Origin of the sequence: uncultured Kriegella sp., from assembly GCF_963975415.1 — a bacterium.
Lineage (GTDB): Bacteria > Bacteroidota > Bacteroidia > Flavobacteriales > Flavobacteriaceae > Kriegella.
Genome location: NZ_CAXBGN010000003.1, coordinates 23,945 through 44,568, shown reverse-complemented (window position 1 = coordinate 44,568; position 20,624 = coordinate 23,945). Strand labels below are relative to the sequence as shown.

General features: G+C 40.6%; 11 protein-coding genes. 10 read left to right on the top strand and 1 reads right to left on the bottom strand.

Annotated features, from left to right (window positions below; translation table 11 throughout):
- Positions 1-15: 15 nt before the first annotated feature.
- The 9 genes from AACZ88_RS07125 (at position 16) to AACZ88_RS07085 (ending at position 18,398) form a co-directional block, all read left to right on the top strand.
- Positions 16-3,420 (top strand): DUF1080 domain-containing protein, encoded by a 3,405-nt coding sequence (locus AACZ88_RS07125; RefSeq protein WP_339708331.1) that lies wholly within the window; start codon positions 16-18, stop codon positions 3,418-3,420.
- Between the two features lie 8 nt (positions 3,421-3,428).
- Positions 3,429-6,839, top strand: a complete 3,411-nt coding sequence (locus AACZ88_RS07120; protein WP_339708328.1) for a ThuA domain-containing protein — start codon at positions 3,429-3,431, stop codon at positions 6,837-6,839.
- Positions 6,840-6,843: 4 nt separating this feature from the next.
- Positions 6,844-7,776 carry a metallophosphoesterase gene (locus tag AACZ88_RS07115; protein WP_339708325.1) on the top strand — a complete coding sequence of 311 codons (933 nt, stop codon included), beginning with the start codon at positions 6,844-6,846 and terminating at the stop codon, positions 7,774-7,776.
- Between the two features lie 26 nt (positions 7,777-7,802).
- Complete coding sequence (locus AACZ88_RS07110; RefSeq protein ID WP_339708322.1) at positions 7,803-8,648, top strand: endonuclease/exonuclease/phosphatase family protein; 846 nt, start codon at positions 7,803-7,805, stop codon at positions 8,646-8,648.
- A 334-nt stretch (positions 8,649-8,982) separates the two neighbouring features.
- Entirely contained in the window at positions 8,983-9,588 is a 606-nt protein-coding gene (locus tag AACZ88_RS07105) for an RNA polymerase sigma-70 factor (protein WP_339708319.1), read from the top strand.
- A gap of 104 nt (positions 9,589-9,692) precedes the next feature.
- The gene (locus tag AACZ88_RS07100; protein WP_339708316.1) at positions 9,693-10,910 is read left to right on the top strand and encodes a FecR domain-containing protein; all 1,218 of its coding nucleotides are present in this window, start codon (positions 9,693-9,695) and stop codon (positions 10,908-10,910) included.
- Positions 10,911-11,118: 208 nt separating this feature from the next.
- The gene (locus AACZ88_RS07095; RefSeq protein WP_339708313.1) at positions 11,119-14,445 is read left to right on the top strand and encodes a SusC/RagA family TonB-linked outer membrane protein; all 3,327 of its coding nucleotides are present in this window, start codon (positions 11,119-11,121) and stop codon (positions 14,443-14,445) included.
- 10 nt (positions 14,446-14,455) lie between these two features.
- The gene (locus tag AACZ88_RS07090; protein ID WP_339708311.1) at positions 14,456-15,916 is read left to right on the top strand and encodes a RagB/SusD family nutrient uptake outer membrane protein; all 1,461 of its coding nucleotides are present in this window, start codon (positions 14,456-14,458) and stop codon (positions 15,914-15,916) included.
- 175 nt (positions 15,917-16,091) lie between these two features.
- Positions 16,092-18,398, top strand: coding sequence for a glycoside hydrolase family 95-like protein (locus AACZ88_RS07085; protein WP_339708309.1), 2,307 nt, complete (start codon positions 16,092-16,094; stop codon positions 18,396-18,398).
- 25 nt (positions 18,399-18,423) lie between these two features.
- Here AACZ88_RS07085 and AACZ88_RS07080 read toward each other — a convergent pair whose 3' ends face one another.
- Positions 18,424-18,939 (bottom strand): heme-binding domain-containing protein, encoded by a 516-nt coding sequence (locus tag AACZ88_RS07080; protein ID WP_339708307.1) that lies wholly within the window; start codon positions 18,937-18,939, stop codon positions 18,424-18,426.
- Positions 18,940-19,051: 112 nt separating this feature from the next.
- On the opposite strand from AACZ88_RS07080, the gene AACZ88_RS07075 reads away from it, so the two are divergent.
- A complete protein-coding gene (locus AACZ88_RS07075; protein ID WP_339708304.1) occupies positions 19,052-20,437 on the top strand; it encodes an exonuclease domain-containing protein in 1,386 nt (461 codons plus the stop codon).
- The last annotated feature ends 187 nt before the right edge of the window (positions 20,438-20,624 follow it).

Genomic DNA, 20,624 nt, shown 5'->3' with positions numbered 1-20,624 from the left:
ACCGATTATTTGAAGATGAGAAAAACTATAATTAACATCAGTGCACTTTTTATATTCCTTTGCACGTCTAACATACTTACGGGCCAGATCAATAGAACTTTGGAAACAAAGGTCGCCGATATTCTGGCGCAATTACCGACCAAAGACTTAGAACATTCCGACAGGTTAATGGAAGAAATCATCGGTCTTGGTACCGAGGGTATTCTTCAGTTTTCCGACAAGCTTGTTCCTTTGGGCAGTGGAAACGATACCCAAGCAAGATATGCCATAGAAAGCGTTGCCATTTACAGTGGTGGAAAAACACCATCTATTACAGGTGGTATCGTTGAAAATGCTTTGCTTAAAGCGCTAGAAAAAGCCTCCGACAACGAAATAAAAACCTTTCTAATTCGACGTTTGATGCATTGTGGAAGTAACTCCAGCGTCGTTGCACTCAGCAATTATTTAGGCGACGATCATCTATTTCTACCGGCACTTGCCACATTGACGAACATTGGCACCCCTGAAGCTTCGAAAGCAATTTTCGATAGCATGAAAAATGTAGACGGGAAAAAGCTTCCTGAATTTATCGATGCCTTGGGCGCATTAAAATATGCTCCATCCGAAGAAGCATTAAAAGAATACGCCACTTATAGCGATATCGTAGTACAATCAAAAGCGCTCATGGCCTTGGGTGAAATTGCCAGTGCCGGTTCTTTTGAAACTTTAACAAAAGCCGCAGCGGCATCGAACTACGAATTAGATGCCTCTAAGTCGATATTGGCGTTATCACATTATGCCAGCCAACTGACCAAAACCGGAAACAAGGCACTTAGTTCGCAAGTGGCCAGGTTAATGCTCAAGAACTGTGATTCTGAAGACCAGTTAAATTTCAAATCAGTTGCGGTTCATATTTTACGAGCGAACGAAGGCAATGCATTCAACAAGACCCTACTTAAGGAAGCAAAAAATTCCGATCACAAATATGTCGCTGCTGTTTTAGATGCAGCTTCGGAAAACCTAACCTCGGAAGAAGTTGAAAAATGGGTGAAGTACTATAAAAAAGCTTCCCCGCTAACTAAGGCCCTATTGGTCGGAATGCTCGAAAAACGTGATGAAGCTTCTGTTTATGAAAAAGCCGTTCTAATGGCCGTCACCGACAAAAGCAAGGAAGTACGCATTGCCGGTATCAAAGCCCTTCCCTATCAGGAAAAGAACAAGGCACTTCCGGTATTAATACAAACCCTAAATACCGCTACCTCTCCTGAAGAATTCACTGCTTTAAAAGAAAGTCTATTAAAAATTGTAAGCGCCGAAGACAACCAAACATTGGCCGACAATCTAAACAAAACTGGTGCTAATGGCAAGGTCGTATTGATAGATGTATTGGCAGCACGCAATGCAACATCGCAATTCAATACCATTACCGCATTGACCGACAACGGCAATGAAGACATAAAACAGGCAGTCTACGCTGCCTTGCCGTCCATTTCTGGATCAAGCAATATTTCCGATCTTACGAAAATGCTATCCACCGCAACCAATGAAACGAATATCGGTAATGTTCAAAAGGCGATTATCGGCGTCCTCGAAGCAACGGAAGGAGCCCAAGGAAGTCAAGTTTATCAGGCCTACGATCAAGCAATCGACAAATCAAAACTCGCCCCAGTATTGGCAACATTGAGTTCTGACAAAGCGCTGGATTTGGTCTCAAAGCAGCTAAGATCAGGCAATGCGGCTGAAAAATTGGCTGCAGCCGATGCGTTGGCCAAGTGGAAAAACAATGAAGCCATTCCCCTCTTGTTCGATGCGGCAAAAAGTACTACTGATAACACACAGCGTCAAAAGGCTTTTGCCCGATACTTGGCAAAAGTGTCAAAATCGCATTATCCTGATGAACAAAAATTACTTTTGGTGCGTAAATTGATGCCATTCGCCAAAACGGTTTCCGAAAAGAAACTGATTATTCAAGCGGCATCGGGAACCAAGACCTTTTTGAGTTTGATTTTTGTTTCAGGGTTTTTGAACGACAACGAATTGATCACTACTGCATCAAATGCAGCTATCCGCATAGCCCTGCCTACACCAGGTGTCGATAATGGTCTAAGCGGCGAAGTCGTTCGCGACATTGTCTCTAGAAGCGTCAATAACCTTACCGGTCAAGATAGTCAATACATCAAAATCGATGTCAAAGAGTTTTTAGATAAGATGCCCAAGGAAGAAGGATTTGTTTCGATATTCAATGGCACCGATTTCTCTGGTTGGGAAGGACTCGTAGAGAATCCGATCGCGAGGGGCAAAATGTCAAAAAGTAAATTGGCCCGGTTACAAGAAGCGGCCAACGAACAGATGATGAAAGACTGGTTTATAAAAGACGGGGTCATCGGGTTTAAAGGAGAGGGTTACAACAACATATGCACCATTAAAGATTATGGTGATTTTGAAATGCTGGTCGACTGGAAAATCACCAAAGGCGGTGACAGCGGTATTTACCTAAGAGGTACCCCACAGGTACAGATTTGGGATATCGCCCGTGTGGATGCTGGTGCCCAAGTAGGTAGTGGCGGACTTTACAATAACCAAAAACACGAAAGCAAACCGCTGACCGTAGCCGACAACCCTATTGATGAGTGGAATACCTTCCGTATAAAAATGGTGGGCGACCGTGTTACAGTACATCTGAATGGTGTATTAGTAACAGATAATGTTGTTTTGGAGAATTACTGGGACCGAAACCTACCTATTTTTCCAAAAGAAGCTATCGAATTACAAGCGCATGGTGAAGACCTAGGTTTTAGAAATGTCTATGTACGGGAAATTTCTTCGGAAGGTACTTCCCTGACCGAATCAGAGCAAAAGGAAGGTTTTAGGGCCTTGTTCAATGGCGAACATCTAGATTATTGGATCGGTAACAAAACGGATTATCTTATTGAAAATGGTGAGTTGGCCGTACGACCCTCGCAAGGAGGCCATGGCAATTTGTTTACGGCCGAAGAATTTTCCGATTTTATATTCCGGTTCGAGTTTAAACTGACCCCCGGTGCGAACAATGGCCTCGGCATACATGCACCTTTAAAAGGTGATGCCGCATATGCAGGTAAAGAATTACAAATTCTTGATAATACCGCCGAGATTTATGCCAACCTGAAGCCCTATCAATATCATGGATCGGTTTACGGCATCATTGCCGCAAAAAGAGGTTTTCTAAAACCTGTCGGCGAATGGAATACCCAAGAAGTAATCGTCAAGGGTGATGACATCAAAATAACTTTAAACGGTACGGTCATTCTCGAAGGCAATATGAAAGAAGCTTCGAAAAACGGACCTGCAGACCACAAAGAACACCCGGGTCTACAGCGAAATAAAGGCCATATCGGTTTCTTAGGGCACGGTGCCGAACTATGGTTTCGCAATATTAGAATCAAAGATCTTGAAAAATAACATCCAACATGAATAACCAACCACTTTATACCAATTGCAATACCAAAAGGTCGCCTTTAAAGGCGGCCTTTGTTGCTAAATATCTTCTAGTCGCCCTTCTTTTTAGTTTAGCACTATCTTGCGGTACAGAAAAGGAAAAAGTACTTGTCTTTAGTAAAACCGAAGGCTTCAGACATTCTTCTATTGAAGCTGGGGTAACCGCAGTAAAAAACCTGGGAGCAACAAACGATTTTGAAGTAGCAGCCACCGAAGATGCCGAATATATTGTAGAAGACTCATTAAAACAGTATGCGGCGGTCATATTTTTGAATACTACGGGAGATATCCTAAACGACGTTCAACAAGCCGATTTAGAACGCTACATTCAGGCCGGAGGAGGTTTTGTGGGCATACATGCAGCTACAGACACCGAATACGATTGGCCTTGGTATAACAAATTGGTAGGCGCCTATTTCGAGAGTCATCCGAAAATACAGGAAGCCACCCTAAAAGTCATTGACAAAAATCATCCTTCGACACAATCCTTGGAAAACACATGGAGCAAATCAGATGAATGGTACAATTTCAAAAGCATCAATCCCGATATCAAGGTATTGATGGAAGTTGACGAAAGCAGTTATGAAGGGGGCAAGAATGGCGAACATCATCCTATTTCTTGGTACCATGATTTCGATGGCGGACGGGCTTTTTATACAGAACTCGGGCATACGGAAGAAACATATGAAAACACTACATTTTTAAACCACTTGCTTGGTGGTATCCGATATGCCATGGGCGAAAACTCCTTAAATTATACCTTGGCAAAAACGGATCGCGTGCCTCCAGAAGACCGTTTTGTAAAAAAGGTGCTTGATTTCAACCTGAACGAGCCCATGGAACTGGATGAACTCCCCGGCCAAGGTATTTTATTCGTGGAACGACGTGGAGCTCTAAAATTATATGATTTTAAGGCTGAAAAAACGGAGGTCTTGGCACAAATGGAACTCTTCTATGGCAATGAAGACGGCCTTCTGGGGCTGGCTGTAGACCCCAATTACCAACAAAACAATTGGATTTATTTATTCTACTCCAAAGCCGGTGACGAATCGATACAACGTATTTCACGTTTTGATCTTATCGATAAAAAATTAATTCTCGACTCAGAGAAAATACTACTTGAAATACCGACCCTGCGCAAATGTTGCCATAGTGGAGGCGCCCTGGAATTTGGTCCTAATGGCAACTTGTTTATCGGTCTGGGCGATAACACCAATCCGTTTGAATCTTCTGGTTTCGCCCCTATTGACGAACGGGAGGGCAGAGCACTTTGGGACGCACAAAAATCGGCGGCCAACACCAACGATTTAAGAGGTAAAATTCTTCGTATAAAACCCGAAGACGATGGCACTTATTCTATTCCCGAAGGAAATCTTTTCCCCGTAGGCACACCTAAAACACGACCTGAAATTTATGTCATGGGCTCTCGTAACCCATTTCGACCTTCTATCGATAGCAAAACAGGCTACCTATATTGGGGCGATGTCGGCCCAGATGCGGGTAAAGCAGACCCCGATCGTGGCCCCAGTGGTATGGGGGAATACAATCAGGCCCGAAAGGCTGGCTTCTGGGGATGGCCGTATACCAGAGGATACAATGAACCCTATAACGATTACGATTTTGCGGCCGAGGAATCAGGGCCAAAATTTGATCCCGAAAACCTCGTCAATAACTCACCGAACAATACAGGAATACAGAAATTGCCTCCAGCCCAGAAATCAATGATTCCGATGACCTACTACCGATCCGAAGAGTTTCCCTGGATGGGCGACGGGGGCATCAACCCCATGGCCGGACCTGTTTTTCATGCTTCCGATCAGCCCAATGCCAAAGAACAATTTCCTGAATATTTCGAAGACAAATTGTTTCTCTATGAGTGGATGCGCGATTGGATCTATGTGATAACCTTAGATGAAAACCATAATTATGTAAAAGCCGATGCTTTTATGCCCAATACCGAGTTTTCGCATCCGATGGACATGATTTTTGGGTCCGATGGAAAATTCTATATTTTGGAATACGGTCAAAAATGGAATAGCCAAAATCTTGATGCGCGATTGAGTTCGATATCTTATATCAGCGGAAATAGAAACCCGGTAGCTCAAATCGAAGTTGATAAAACAGTGGGAGGAGCACCATTGACCGTAAAGTTTTCAGCCGCCAAGTCGTTAGACTACGATAAAGACCAGCTTACCTATGAATGGTCATTTACCAACAACACCGTTCAATCGACAGAAAAGGAACCTTCTTTTACATTCTCTGAAGATGGTATTCAAAACGTACGGTTAAAAGTAAAGGACAGTCAAGGAAATTTTGCCACGGCCAATACAGAAATTAGGGTAGGCAATGACCCCCCGGTACTGAGCATTCAGATACAGCCCAACGATAGTATTTTTTGGGACAATAAAAAAGTGGATTATAAGGTAATCGTTACCGACCAACAAGATGGTACCACGGTAGATGGCAGTATTTCTCCCGATGATGTCAAGGTGACCTTCGATTATATTCAGGAAGGGAAAGATTTGGTAAAAGCGACGATAGGCCACCAAAAGAATACAACTCCCGAAGGAAAGAAGATTATCGACGGAACCGACTGTAAAGCCTGCCATGCTATCGCTGAAAAAGTAAACGGACCAAGTTATACCGAGATAGCCAAAAAATATAACGAAGACGACCGTGCCTATCTGATTTCAAAAATCATCAAAGGAGGTGCCGGAGTTTGGGGTGAAAGCCCAATGTCGGCACATCCACAGCTCGAAGTGGCGGAGGTAAGCAAAATCGTTTCATACATTTTATCTTTAAAACCAAAAAAAGAAACACCATCAAAGACATTGCCATTAACGGGTACACTCAATTTCAACAAGCATCTAAATGCAAAAGATACCGATGGCGCATATGTACTGATGGCTTCCTATCGCGATAAGGGAAAAGAAGGACAGCCAGATGCTGAACTAGTGGCCAACGAGCAGTTAATTTTTAGGATAAACAAAATCGAAGTTGAAAATGCCGATGCAAAAAGTGAGGGACTGGGAGCATGGAGCACCAATTACTCACGGGTGGCCGGTCCTGTAACACACAATTCATTTTTAAGATTCAACAACCTAAGTCTGAAGAACCTCAACAATGTTCGGTTTGCGACTTTTTATAATTCAGACTATCACTTTGAAGGCACATTGGAGATTCGGGAAGGTGCCGTTGATGGACCGTTAATCGGACAGACAAAGTTGAAATATTTCGGCAAGGAGGTGACAAAACATTACGATATTGCCGTAAAACCGGAATCTGAAAAAGGAGATCTTTTCGTGGTCTTTAAAAACCCAAGTAATCAGAAACAGCATATTGCCCAAGCTGATTGGATCGCCTTGGAATATCTTAGGGACTAAATAAATGATGTTGGAAAAATTTTCAGTTTTATATTCCCTGTTTACTCGGGGGCGAGCAAAATGGCCCATCGCTTTTATTGTTTTGTTTAGCTGTACAAGCTACGGTCAAAAGACCCTGGCAGAGCAATATTTTTCTTTTGGGGTCATTGCCGACTGTCAGTATTGTAACGAAGTAGGTACGGGTGTTCGAAAATATGACCAGTCGGATACGAAACTGGAGCAATGTGTGACTCACTTGAATACGATGAATCTTGCCTACACGGTGCATCTGGGTGACTTCATAGACAAGGACTGGGAAAGTTTTGATGATGTTGGGCCCATTTATAATTCCCTAAAAATGCCCAAATACCATGTTTTGGGCAATCACGATTTTTCGGTGGACGATACATTAAAACATAAGGTATCTGAACGAATGGGTCTACCTTCCCCCTATTACGATTTTGATGTAAAGGATTGGCGCTTTGTTGTCCTCAATGGCAATGATGTTAGTTTTCATGCCTATCCCAAGAACAGTAAAAAGTATAAATCTGCGGAAGCCTACTATACAAAATATGAAATTGAATCTCCTAAATGGAACGGTGCGCTGGGCAAAAAACAACTGAAATGGCTTAAGCGTGTTCTCGAAAGCGCTTCAAAAAAAGGGAAGAAAGTCATTCTTTATTGTCATTTTCCCGTATTTCCAGAAAACGTTCACAACCTATGGAATGCCAATGAAGTTATTGAACTACTTGAAAACTATCAGTGTGTAAAAGCCTATATCAACGGTCATAACCACGTAGGCAATTATGCTCAAAAAAAAGGCATACATTATTTGACCATGAAAGGCATGGTCGATACCGAGCAAACTTCATACGGTACAATCAATGTTTATGACGACCGGTTAGAGATTGTGGGGTATGGGCGGGAAGATAATCGCACGCTACATATTAAGAAATAATTTACCTTCTTGATTTCAAAATATTGATGATACGTACTATTCAGATTATTCTACTACTCCTTTGCTCTTGTTCTTTTTCGCAACCTCTCGGAGATACTAAACCGAACGATATCTTGCCAAAAGCAAAGTCTTTAAAAGTTCTGAATTGGAACGTGCTTTACCAATTCAACCACAAAACTAAAATATCTCAAGGGAGTAATTGGATCAAATCAAAACAACCAAATGTAGTAGCCCTCCAAGAACTAAACGGACTAAGTAGCGAGGGATTTCAAGAAATGGCCAGTCGATGGAACCATGCCCATGCCATTTTACTTAAAGAAGAAGGCTTTGCCATGGGATTGACTTCCGATCGCCCCATTGAGGTCATTGAAAAACAGGTAAAGGGCTTTCATCACGGATACCTACATGTCAAATCTTACGACATTCATTTTTTTGTAGTTCACCTCTGGCCAAGCGAATTTTATGAAACAGAAATCATTTCGGCCAAAATAAAAGAGCAACTCGATGCGGGCAATAAAGTTATACTGTTAGGCGATTTTAATGCTGAAAGTCCATTAGATGCCGCTTATTTGGAAACCAAGCCAAAAATAAAGCCTGATTTTAAGGTATTAACAACCTACCTCGACTTGGGTTTGATTGACGTAATTCATAAAAACAACACAAAAGCGTTGGTTACCAATCCTTCTCCTTTGGTCATACCCAAATGGCAACCCGACTTGACAGCCGTTCAAGCACAACAACGACGAATTGATTTTATTTTGGCCAGTCCGAACTTAAGCAAGCAAAGTAAAAAAAGCCTGATTTTCACTACTAAGAAGGTTGAAAAGATATCGGACCACTACCCCATGTTGGTAAATTTCAAGTTCCCTTAATTCTACTGATAACGCACCCCCCAAATTAAAAAAAGGAGTTCAACCGCTCAAAAATATGCTTCCGCTATACTGATTTGTAAAAAATAATTATCCGTTCTTACAATAACACAAAACCAAAAGCCAAAGCCTCATAATAGAAACTTATTATAATTAGGCGCCATGTTTTATCATTTTGCAACAATATGGTCAAAAAAATAATGAATTCCTTTAAAAAATACCTGTTTTGCAAAAAAAGTATCGTGTTTTGTACAATATGAGGTAGGGATAATCATAAAAATCAAGTTACTTTGAAACTTAGAGTACGCTTAGTTTAATCTACATACGATATAGGGCGGTGAAAAAATCCGATAGACAAATCGAACAAACTCTTTTATCCCTTAAAAAAGGTAACAAATTTGCATTTCGCGAGATTTTCGATAGTTACGAAAAAAGATTGTACTATTTCATTTTTTCCATGACCAAGTCAGACTACGCTACCGAAGACATTCTACAGGAAGTTTTTATAAAAATATGGTTAAAGCGTGAAGATATTAATACAGCATATTCCTTTGATTCTTTTATTTATACAATAGCAAAAAACCTGACTTATAATTACCTGAGAACTATTGCCAATCAAAAGTCTCTAAAGGAAGAATTGTGGCGGAACCTCACTTATATTAATGCGCAAACGGAGAATACATTACTACTTTCAGAGTACGAAACCATTGTAGACGACATCTTGGAAACCTTGCCTATTCAGAAACGCAGCATTTTCGTATTGTCGAAACAACAAGGTAAGAGCAATCAAGAAATAGCTGACTTATTAGGTATATCGCCTAAAACAGTTAAAAATCACTTATGGAAAACCTTGCAAATTATAAAGGTTCAATTGCAACCACATCTTACAGATAGTACAATTTCGATTATAATGCTATTGACTTTTCTATATCGAAATTCTTAGTTTCCCTTTTCTTTTTCAAAAAAAATTAAAATACGCTTGGGACTTCTGTCCTTTTCAAGTGTATTATTAATAGGGGTAAAATATTGACCTAAATAGGCCATTCAATGATTGAAAAAACAGAAGTCAAACAACTCTTCCAAAAATTTATCGACAATACACTCTCCAAAGCGGAGTACGATACATTTATCGACCTCATCAATAGTGAGAAACACAAAGGATATTTTGAAGAACTAATGACCAGGCATTGGGCTACTATCGAGAATGCAAAAAAGCTACCCCAACATAATGATCCGGAAATATCGAACCATCGATTTCAAGACATCTTAAACCAGGTTGAGGATAACTACTACAACATGAAGTCTGTCAGCACCAAAAAACGAAACATTTTGTTTTTATCTAAAATTGCTGCTTCCGTGCTTATACTAGCCGGCCTATTTATGTTCTTTGAAAGCAACAATAAGCGTTCCATTACAAAAACAAGGGATACGAACAATAAACCTGTTCAAAATGAAATAACCTTAAAGCTAGCCAATGGGAATATCAAGGTCATTTCACAAAATGAGGAGCATAACATCATCGATGCACAGGGAAATGTCGTAGGCACCCAAAAAGGAGCCCAATTGAACTATTCAATCAAGACAGTACCAAAAAAACTAGTTTACAACGAACTCAGTATTCCCTACGGAAAGCAATTTAGCCTTGCCCTTTCTGACGGCACCAAAATAAACCTAAATGCCGGCAGTTGGATAAAGTATCCCGTACAATTCATTAAAGGAGAAAAAAGGAAGGTATACCTTAAAGGGGAAGCCTATTTCGATGTTGCAAAAGATGAGCTACACCCATTTATAGTCAATGCCAACGACATCAATGTGACCGTTCTAGGCACCGAATTCAACATGTCATATTACCCTGAAGACTCTGAAATCACTACTGTGCTGGTCGAAGGGTCTGTGCGATTACACCAAGGGGGACAAGAAGATAATACGGCGTTTTACACCTTTCTCAAACCAGGCCATAAGGCGGCATGGAACAAGAACAAAAAAAATATGCATGTAGAAGAGGTAGATGTCGCCTTATATACGGCTTGGAAAAGCGGTGAACTATTGTTTAAAAAAACACCTTTCAGAAATATAATAAAGCGACTTGAAAGACATTTTGATGTCGTTATCGAAGACCAACATAACCTACTAAACAGTCAAGTTTATTCCGCCTCGTTCAGAAATGAGAGTATCGAGGAAATACTGGAAGCCTTTCAAGAAGACACGCCTTTTTACTTTGCTAGAGAGAAGAACAAAATAGTAATAACCAACATGACCGATTAAAACTTAGAATGCCAATGAAATAGAAGATTAAAAACTTACTAATGCCATCACTCAAAAAAACCGGAAAATGTTGGAGCATTTTCCGGAATACTAAATAGTGATTCAACTCAAGAACTGTTAAATCATCCAAAAAAACAAAAGTATGAAAAAACTCAATTCAACTAAAGCCCCTTTATTTCTGATCGGGTGCTGTAAATACAGCTTAAAAATGAAACTCACTACACTGTTGCTATTACTGGTCACGTTGTTTAAAATTCAAGCAAATACGTACGCCCAGAGCACAAGACTCACGATTGAACTCGAAAATGTATCGGTAGAAGAAGTTTTCCAAAAGATAGAATCATTGTCGGATTTTAGATTTGTTTATAACCATCGAAAAGTAAATCTGACTAAAAAAGTATCGGCAAATTTTGAGAATGAACAAATTTCAGATATCCTAAAATCTATATTTTCCGACACTGATATTTTCTTTACGGTAAAAAAGAAACTAATTGTTTTAAAAACCGGAAAGCTAAAAGAGCCTATTCCAACACAAATAAATACTGTTCAACAATTGACCATAGAAGGAACCGTCACCGATGCCAACGGAATGGCCTTACCTGGTGCCAGTATTGTGGAGAAAGGTACTACCAATGGTACCCAATCAGATTTTGATGGCAACTTTACCTTAAATGTGGCCAACCAAAATGCTATTCTTATCATTTCCTATATTGGCTACGGCACAAAAGAAGTTAGCCCAAACGGACAAACCAATCTAGCTATTACGCTGCAAGAAAGTGCTGCCGGCCTGGAAGAAGTCGTGGTGGTAGGTTTTGGAACCCAGAAAAAGGTGAACCTCACAGGTGCCGTCGCAACGGTCGATGGTGAAGATCTTGTCAAAAGACCGGTAACCAATGCCGCATCAATGCTACAAGGCCAAGTTGCAGGGCTTAGAATTGTTCAAGACACAGGGGAACCGGGAAATGAAGGCCTTTCAATACGAATACGTGGTCAAGGTACATTTAGCGGTGCCGGATCTAACCCTTTGGTTCTCATCGATGGCGTAGACGGCAGCCTTAGTGATTTAAACCCGAACGACATCGAAAGCATATCTGTTCTTAAAGATGCGGCATCCGCATCCATTTATGGTGCAAGGGCAGCAAACGGGGTTATCTTGGTCACGACCAAATCAGGAAAATCAGGAAGTGGCTTTACAGTAGAATACAATCTTAACACTGCCATACATACCCCTACCCGCTTGTTTGACATTATAACCAATTCTGCAGAATACATGGAACTGTGGAACGAAGCAAAGGCCAATACGGGAATAACGACCGGTCTTTACCCGCAATCTGAAATAGACTTGTATAGAAATGCTACGGATCGTATTCAATATCCCAATGCCGATTGGCTTGATATTATGTTCAATCCGGCGTTCGTACAATCACACAACCTCGGTATAAGTGGTGGAATCGGAGGAACCCATTACAAATTATCATTGGGCTATATAGATCAACCGGGAACAATGAAAGGATTTGAATATAAGCGTTACAATATCCGTTTGAATCTAGGCTCGCAAATAAATGATCATATTAAATTAGGTGCGAACATAAGTTTTAAAGAAGGCAATACTTCAAGACCAAGACAAGGATCCAATGACATGTTTCTATCTACCATGTCTCAGGCCCCTACTTATCTACCTCAATTACCTGACGGACGCTATTCTTACAAAGCATACGATTTTGAATCGAACAACAAGAATCCCGTCGCCATCGTCGAAAACGACGTATTAAGAAACACTGTCGATTATTCTGTGAATGTACAAGGATGGGCTGATATAAACCTCGCAAAATCCTTGAACTGGTATTCAAAAGCAGCCATAGTAGGTGATTTTGAAAAGTGGAAAGATTGGCGCCCGGCCGTACCTTTGTATTTTTATCAAACAGGTGAGTTCGCCACAGATCTTGATGTTGGCGGACGAGGTTTGCAAGTAAACAACGGTCAAAACATATTCACCAACTTGTTTTCCTATCTAAAGTTCGAAGATGAAATTAGTGAAGGCCATATGTTGACCGCACAAATAGGCTATAGCGAAGAATCAAATAAGGAAGAATACCTTAGGGGCTACCGACGAGATTTTGCAGGTAATAACCTAAGGGAACTGGATGCTGGCGGACCTGCCGTTCAAAACGCCAATGGGTCGACCTACGAATGGGGCCTTAAGTCATTTTTCGGTCGTTTAGGATACAATTTATTGGACCGATACCTCTTGGAATTCAATATGAGGTATGATGGCAGTTCAAGATTACAGGAAGATCGCAGATGGGGCACTTTCCCTTCAGTTTCTGCCGGTTGGCGAATAACCGAAGAGCCCTTTCTTCAAAATGCGAATATAGGTTGGCTCGACAATTTGAAACTTCGGGGTTCTTACGGTGAATTGGGCAATCAAAATATAGGAAATTATCCCTATCAGAGTATTTTAAGCTTCACAGGAAATTATTCATTTGACAACGCCAATCTGTTATCTGGCGCTGCCCAAACCGCTTTAGCTAACGAATTTATTACCTGGGAGACTACTAAAATAACTGATATAGGTCTAGACCTGACCGCCTTCAAAGGTTTAAATATAACATTTGATTGGTACAAGAAAACTACTTCTGATATTTTAAGAGGGTCTCAAGTCACCGGGTTAGTTGGCCTAAGCGCACCAACAGTGAATAACGGAACCATGCAGAACACTGGAGTAGAATTGAACGTCCAATATATGAACACCATACCATCAGGTACCTTCGAAGGACTATATTACAACATAGGAGGGTCTATTGATAGATTTAGAAATGAATTGGTCGAATTTGGCGAACGGGAAATTGGAGGTACAACTATTAAGGAAGAAGGTAAGCCATGGGAAACTTTTTATATGTTGGAGTGGACAGGCATTTTTCAGACACAAGCCGAAATAGATGCCGCACCGAAACAGTATAATGACAATACCGAGCCAGGAGATCTTATTTTTAAGGATCAGAATGGAGACAATGTTATCGACGATGACGATAGAACGTACTTCGATGGACAATACCCTAGTTTCGAGTATGCCATGAATTTTAACGCAAATTGGAAAAACTTTGATATCTCCTTGTTTTTTCAAGGTGTCGAAGGTAGAAGTATCTTTGTGAACAACTGGGGAACCATTCCCTTTACTCAAGGCTCACCTCCAACAACAGATTGGAGAAATAGGTGGACAGTTGAAAATCCTTCGACTACAATGTCTAAAATATATTGGGGCTTCAGCGCCCCGGATAAAATTAGGAGAAATTCTAGTTATTATCTTCAAGACGCTTCCTATTTAAGGTTAAAAAACCTTTCCATTGGCTATAATTTACCAAGTAGCTTAATTGAAAGGGTTAAACTTAAAAAATTGAGGTTGTATGTTTCCGGAGACAATCTATTAACATTCACCGATTATCCTGGCCTAGACCCGGAAAGAGGAGGAAGTGGAAGGTTCGTAAATTATCCGCAAAACAAAATATACTCTTTGGGCGTAAATGTTCAATTCTAAAACTTATATCATGAAAAAATATATAATATATACACTTCTAAGTGTACTGTTTTTTAGCATTTTGGGTTGCGAAAAAAACTTATTGGAAAAAAATCCGTTAGATCAACTTTCATCTGGCGAATTCTGGAAATCAAAGGCTGATTTTGATATGGCCCTGACCGGTGTTTATGGACAATTTCAAAATTCAATGTTCTCCTATGGGGCCCCTAATTGGGATGCCCTTACTGATAATGGTTATGGACAGCATAATTATTGGGGTAGCCAAGCCATAGTTCAAGGAGATATTTCTCCCTCATCCGGTGGTTATATATCCGATGTATATAGCGCTTGTTATAGCGGTATTGCCCGAATCAATATTTTCTTGGAACAATTGGCCGCCTTCGAAAGCAGCGATTTAGATCAAGTAACTCGTTCCCAATATGAAGGTGAGGCAAAATTCATGCGAGGCTTTTACTATTTTCAACTTTATTCGCATTACGGTTCGACCCCGCTTGTTCTTGAAACCCTTACGTTAGAGAACCAAATACAACCAAAGGCACCCGAAGCCGAAGTTTTAGCACAATCTTTAGCAGATTTAGATTCCGCCATTGCCAACCTACCTGACGAATTATTCTCCGACAACGGAGGGCATGCCGTTAAAACATCGGCTCAGGCCATGAAACTAAGGGTTTTGATGTTTGCTGCCTATGGCAACACTGGAATTCCGGATAACGGAATCTTGACACAGGCAAGAGATTTGGCTCTTGAGATTATGGAAGCTGGTTACGTACTTAGCCCGAATTTTGACGATGTTTTTAAAGATGGCACTCAAGAAGGAAATCCTGAGATTGTTTTTTCCATTAAATTTTTGGCCCCAGATAATGCGACACCCATGGATCAGTGGTACGGAGATTGGCTGGTTGTTAGCCCACTTCAAAATTTGGTCGATACTTTCGAAGACGACGACCCTCGACTTGAAAGTACCATTTTTGCCGATGAGGTTAATTTTAATGGTAATATCCATAACCCATCCAATGGCCTTCCTACCGGTTTTGGAGTCAAAAAATTCCTCAGCCCCGGCCTTATGCCATATGGCTACGCAACCCAGAGCCAACAAGATTGGGTACTACTTCGCTATGCCGATGTATTATTAATGTTTGCCGAAGCTCAAAATGAGCTAATTGGGTCCGATCAATCTGTTTATGATGCCGTAAATGCTATACGAGGTCGGGTCGGTATGCCCGATCTACCAGCAGGATTGACAAAAGAACAAATGAGGGAAAACATCCGCCATGAACGTAGAATTGAATTGGCCTTTGAAGGGCTTCGTTATTACGACCTTAACCGTTGGAGAATAGCCGAAGATATATTAAACAATGTAACCGATGGTGTGCTAAGCTACACTTTTGAAGAACGCTTCTATCAATGGCCCATTCCACAGGCCGAAATCGATAAAAGTCAAGGTCAGTTGGAACAGAATTCTGATTATTGATTTATATACAAATGATCTATATAGATAAGTTTACTGTTTTAAAACGATTTTTTTAGTTAGTTAGTTTTTTGAGTTAGTTTGAATGGTCGGTCGATTTTCTTCACCGACCATTTTTTTAGTATATCAATTACATTTATTAGTATAGACCATGGCAGAACAGCTAGAATTATTAAAAATGAAAAAGATTTTTTTACTCTTGGCCCTTCTCATTTTTCAATTAGGTTGCCAACAAAACCAACCAAAGGAAAAAATAGAAGCCGACACACCTTCATACACCCTTACTTTTGACTCTTTGGCAGAAACCTGGGACGAGGGCATTCCTTTGGGAAATGCTACCGTGGGAGCATTAATTTGGTCAAAAAATGGCAAGCTACGGTTTTCCCTTGACCGTGCCGATTTATGGGATTTAAGGCCAATGGCCAATTTAGATTTCGAAAATCATGATTTTGAATGGGTAAAAGAACAGTGGAACAACAACACCTACCAAAACGTTCAGAACAAATATGACGTACCCTATGACCAACTACCTGCCCCTTCGAAAATTCCTGGTGGGGCATTGGAATTCGACGTCGCACAACTCGGAGAAGTAGCATCTGTCAGTTTGGATGTTGAAAAAGCCATTTGTGAAGTCACATGGAAAAATGGAGCTATTCTTAAAACTTTTGTACATGCCACTGAACCTGTCGGGTGGTATACTTTTGAAAATATAAGCGGCGATTTAAGTCCAACTATAATTCCACCCGCTTATGTATCCAATGAAAAGGCGGGTATAGAGAGTCCGGTTACAGGGCAAGACCTCAGAAAACTGGGATACAAAGCGGGCCAAGTAACCAAAAAACCGAACAGCATTACCTACAACCAAGTCGGTTGGGGCGATTTTGAATTTCAGGTCCACACCCAATGGAAGCCAACACCAAATTCCTTGGAAGGCAGTTGGAGTATTTCTTCCAAAAAATCAAAAACGGAAACAGCGGAAACCGCCACAGAAATAGTTTCAAAAACCCTTCAAAATGGTAGGGTCGCTACCATGGAGCGACATGTGGGTTGGTGGCAGTCCTTTTGGAGTCAATCTTCCATCCAGGTTCCAGATTCCATATTGCAAAATCAATGGTATATGGAAATGTACAAACTGGGATCCGCTGCTAGACAAGGGGCACCTCCTATATCGCTTCAAAGTGTTTGGACAGCGGACAACGGAAAACTACCGCCTTGGAAGGGTGATTTCCATCACGATCTCAATACCCAATTAAGCTATTGGCCAACTTATTCGGGAAATCATTTGGCGTTGGAGCAAGGTTTCTTGGATTGGTTGTCTAAACACAAACCTACCTTTAAGAAATATACGAATGAATTTTATGGCACCAACGGCCTTAATGTACCAGGGGTAACAACTTTAGACGGTGAGCCCATGGGAGGTTGGATCCAATACTCCTTTGGCCCAACGGTAGGAGCTTGGCTAGGACAACACTTTTATTTGCATTGGCGCTATTCTATGGATCGTGATTTTTTAAAGAATGAAGCCTACCCATGGATAAAGGAGGTGGCACAGCACTTTGATGAGCTGTCGGTCAAAGACCAAAACGGCAATAGACGATTACCCTTAAGTTCAAGCCCCGAAATTCATAATAACTCGCATGAAGCCTGGTTTGAAGAACTAACCAATTTCGACCTTGCCCTGATCCGTTGGACGTATCAACATGCCGCAGAACTGGCATCGGAACTTGAACTAAAAGAAGAAGCCAAACAATGGAGTTCAAAGTTAAAAGAATGGCCTGAGTACGCCGTAAACGAAACGGGACTTATGTTCTCGCCCAACCTTCCATACAATGAATCACATCGTCATTTCTCGCATGCCATGGCCATACACCCTCTAGGGCTTTTGGACGTTTCACACGGGGAAAGCGATCGAAAAATCATCGACAGTACAATAGCCAATTTAGAAGTCAGGGGCTCTAGTCAATGGGTAGGATACTCTTTTAGTTGGTTGGGAAATTTAAAGGCTCGCGCCTTCGACGGTGAAGGTGCGGCAAAAGCGTTAAAAGATTTCGCCACCTCGTTTGTACTGCCAAATAGCTTTCATGTTAATGGTGATCAATCAGGAACAGGAAAATCAAATTTCACCTATCGTCCTTTTACCTTGGAAGGAAATTTTGCATTTGCCGCCGGACTACAGGAAATGTTGATACAAAGTCACACCGGAACGATAAAAATTTTTCCGGCCTTACCCCGATCATGGAAAAATGTTTCTTTTAAAACTTTGAGAACTGAAGGAGCCTTTTTGGTATCTGCAAAAATGAAAGCGGGCACTGTAACCGAGGTTGACATTGTTTCTGAAAAAGGGGGACGATTACGCTTGGAAAACCCGTTTACCGGGAAGAACATATATGTAACCGGAACAGAAGAATATCAATTTAATGAAAATAACATCATAATTGAAACTTCGCCGGGAATGGTCCTTTCCATAAGAAATAGTCAAAACTGATAGTATGGATGGGGCCTGAAATGACCTATTTGACCGTGGGAGTTTTAGGCCCTCTTCGCTTTCGAACCAGACTATCTGCCGGATAATTATTTTTCAGGTAAGCCATTTGCTCCTTCGCCCAAACGATGATGTCTTCCCGTTGTTCGTCAGATAAATTCGCCTCGGGGTGTAGTCCAAAATTGGTATATGATTTTAAGGGCATTTCATGTTCCTCGACCATTTCAATGGTTTCTTCGAACTTATGGTTTTGCTCTGCAATAGGCCGTTTGGTAAATTCGGAAAAATTCAAGTGTCGCTTGCCGTCTTTAATGTGACCATCAAGCCACCAAGCTATGGGCTGTACGTTGGCATACCATGGATATTCCGACTTGTTCGAATGACAATCATTACAGGAAACCTGTAGCAAATGGTTCACTTTCTCGGGAACGTTATATTTCGTTGAGATATCATAAGTCATATCATTAGAATCATTTTTTTCAGGACGGAAAAACTGAATAATGATTAGAACCAACAACAAGCCCCCTAAAATTTTTTTAATCATAATATGAAGTATTATTTATTCAATTTGCTATTTCTCATTTTCAATGAGTGGATGAAATTAACTAATAAATGTACTCATTTCACTAACTTTAAAAAAAAATCTAATTCTATCAATGTACACCATTGTTGACATAGAAACAACGGGAAACGGTATTAAGGGCAACAAGATAACCGAAATTTCAATCTTTAGATTCGATGGTAATCGAGTCATTAATGAGTTTACCTCCTTGGTAAACCCCGAATGTGAAATCCCCTATTTTATCACTAGGCTCACTGGCATTGACGAAGACCTTGTTCGCGACGCCCCTATTCTATCTGAAATTGCACCTAAAATACTTGAAATCACCAAAGATTCCATTTTTGTCGCACATAGCGTGAATTTTGATTACAACGTCATCAAGAACGAATTCAAAAGTTTAGGACTTGATTTTAGCCGAAAAAAACTATGTACCGTTCGGTTATCACGAAAATTATTGCCCGGTTATCACTCCTACAGTCTCGGAAAACTTTGTTCTGCTTTAGATATTCCATTGACCGATAGGCATAGGGCCCGCGGTGATGCACGCGCAACCGTCTTGCTTTTTAAAAAATTAATGCAACAAGAGAATGCAGCATCAGTATTCAAAACTTTTTTAAACGCCCGTTCACAAGAAGCTACTTTACCCCCTTCGCTACCAAGACAAGTTTTTGAAAGACTTCCTACAAAGCCCGGCATTTATTATTTTAAAAATACACTGGGCAAGATTATCTATGTTGGTAAGGCTATCAATATCAAAAAAAGGGTGCTAGGCCATTTTTATGACAAGTCTACCAAGGAGGTACGCTTGTGTGCTGAAACCGCAGATATAGACTTTGATTTATCAGGAAATGAACTAGTAGCCCTTTTAAAGGAATCTGCTGCCATCAAACACCATTTCCCCAAGTACAATAGGGCACAAAAGAGCAATGGGCAACGCTATGGTATTTTCAGCTATGAAGACCGAAATGGTATTGTTCATCTGGCGTACAATAAAATAAAAATGGCGCCCAACCCAGTTGCGATTTTCTATAACTTGACCGACTGCCGTCTTTTTTTGGAGACTATTTGTAAAAACTTCCTCCTATGCCCTAAATATTGCCATTTACAGGAAAATGTACCGAGCTGCTCGCATTATAGTATCGGAACTTGCGATGGTGTCTGTAGGGGCACCGAACCAATACCTTCTTATAACGCAAAGGTTGAAAAGTCATTGCGGCATATAGCTACTCGAAATGAAGATGTATGGATCAAGGAAAAAGGAAGAACCACTTCTGAAGATGCATTTGTGCGTATAAAAAAAGGCTTATATGTAGGATATGGCTATGTGGATAAAGAGACTCCGATAACTACACTTACCGATTTGGAAGCCTTTGTAATTGAACAAAAAAATACATTGGAAACTCAGCGTATCGTACAATCATTTCTATTCAAGAATCCTCAGAAAATATGGAAGGGTCAAGAAATTACAGATGCTCTTTAATGCTATGTTTTAATCTTTCATTTTGCGATACATGTGTATAACAAAAAGTAACCAAAACAAGAAAATGACCATCACCAAAATAGCATATACCGAGATAAAGTCCACCGTTGGTTTACGTTGATTAATTAGTAATTATACATTCAGGCTTTTTCCTCAAATAAAAATTTTAAACGCATAATTGTAAATA